Origin of the sequence: Pseudomonas sp. RIT-562 (assembly GCF_026241895.1) — a bacterium.
Taxonomy (GTDB): Bacteria; Pseudomonadota; Gammaproteobacteria; order Pseudomonadales; family Pseudomonadaceae; genus Aquipseudomonas; species Aquipseudomonas mandelii_F.
The window spans coordinates 1-251 of record NZ_JAPJIV010000089.1 but is presented as its reverse complement, the minus strand read 5'-3'; the positions used below and the strand labels follow the sequence as shown (position 1 = coordinate 251).

Below are 251 nucleotides of genomic sequence, written 5' to 3'. Positions count from 1 at the left end.
GGCGGTGATAGTCGCCTGGCCGGTAACGCTGTTAGCCGGGACTTTGATCAACGTACCGTCGGTGAGCTTGAAAGTGAGCTCCGGATGGTTGGTCAGTGGCAAGCCGGTGCTGGTGGTCAGGGTCACGGTGTAAGTCACCGAACCGCCTTCAGCTACGGTGGTTTTATCCGCCGTCAGGGTCGCAAACACTTCACTGGTGGTGTCGCCGATGGTTACCGATGCTGGGCCACCAATGGTTGGGTTTTCCAGCG

At 59.0% G+C, this 251-nt stretch carries 1 protein-coding gene; it reads right to left on the bottom strand.

Features of this window, described 5'->3' with window-relative positions:
• The coding region (locus ORL50_RS28890; RefSeq protein ID WP_266020123.1) for an immunoglobulin-like domain-containing protein at positions 1-251 on the bottom strand (251 nt) is incomplete at both ends.